We start from the raw sequence: 1,442 nt of genomic DNA, 5'->3' as shown, positions 1-1,442 counted from the left end.
GCTTCAAACACGGGACGCGTCACAAGATGTTGCGCTAACATCTCAATCGCTTCTTCTTGCTTTATCTCACTGTTTAAGTTGTTTTTTAATTCTTTATAAAACGCATCAAAGGCATGATAAGCTTCGCTTGTTTGATCAGAAAGCATAGTTTGAAGGCGTGTGATATGGTTTTGTGCAATCTCAGCAACATTGCCAGCCCAAATGCCCCAATAATCACTCATAGTAGATTTTTTAACAATCAGTGTTTTGAGAGCATTGGGAAACTCAACAAAAAAGGGCAATCTTCCTTGTCCTTCATATGTTTGGTGCGGTTCATGAGCTTGTGTCCCAATACAAAGTCCGGATTTTTCTGATTTTTCGTGGAGCGGGATTTCGTCAATAACCGTGGTGACATTCTCTAATTCGGTCTTTTTAGAAACTGTAACAATGTCGATGATAGAGCTTACGTCTTGTCCTAAGACCATCTGGTTAAGGGTTTTACTAAAATTCTCATCATGGGCAAGCAAAGCATTGAGAACTTGCCAGACAACACTGTATCTCTTATTGTTTTTTAATGCCTCTTCTGGTGAAACACCAGCAGGAACACCAACCGGCAAAATGATATAACCCATCTTTTTGCCTTTTGCACGACGCATCACACGTCCCACTGCTTGTATCACATCCACTTGGCTTTTACGCGGGTGTAAAAACATAACCGCATCAAGGGAAGGAACATCAACACCTTCTGAAAGGCAGCGTACATTGGTTAATATACGGCAGACATTCTCACCCGCATCTTCTTTCAACCAATCAAGTTTTATCGTACGGTTTTTGGCACCAGATTTTCCATTAATATGATCTACTTGACAGTTAAGAGGGGGAATATTTTTATGGTTTTCATGAAGATTACGTAAATCTTTCTTAACTTCTTCATCGTTGAATGTTCTACATATGCGTTCAGAAGTATCAATATCTCTACAAAAAGCCAAAGCCCGATGCATGGGTCTTGTATCATCTCCAAGATCAATTTTCAGATCCATTTTGGTAAGAGCTTGATAACAACCCATGATCTTTGTTCTATCATCAAGAATAAGTTCATAATTCTCATCTGTCATCAGATGCTGGATAGATTTACTCACTTCTCCTTCATCAACACCTAAAACGATAATCTTGTAAGGCGTTAAAAGTCCATTTTTTACAGCATGGGAGAAACTATAAGAATAAAGGATTTTGCCATAAAGCTCTTCATCATCCATAGAAGCCAGAACGGCATCAATCTCATTAGCTTGTTTTTTGGCATTATCACTAAAGATACGAGGTGTTGCTGTCATATACAGACGTTTCTTTCCCCGAATAAGGCTATTATTATGAACCTTGATAAACTCAGATTCACTCTTGTCTGTTCCTAACACAGCTCCAGTGGTACGGTGTGCTTCATCACAAATGATCAGATCAAATTCCGG

At 39.1% G+C, this 1,442-nt stretch carries 1 protein-coding gene; it reads right to left on the bottom strand.

The window, feature by feature from the left end:
* Positions 1-1,442, bottom strand: a 1,442-nt coding sequence (locus ACFIL7_RS03460) for a helicase-related protein (RefSeq protein ID WP_375683364.1), incomplete at both ends; no start/stop codon positions are given.

It is taken from the genome of Bartonella sp. AP3QHHD, assembly GCF_042195765.1.
GTDB lineage: Bacteria > Pseudomonadota > Alphaproteobacteria > Rhizobiales > Rhizobiaceae > Bartonella.
Note: the sequence above shows the minus strand (reverse complement) of the source record. Positions and strands in the feature narration are given on the sequence as shown.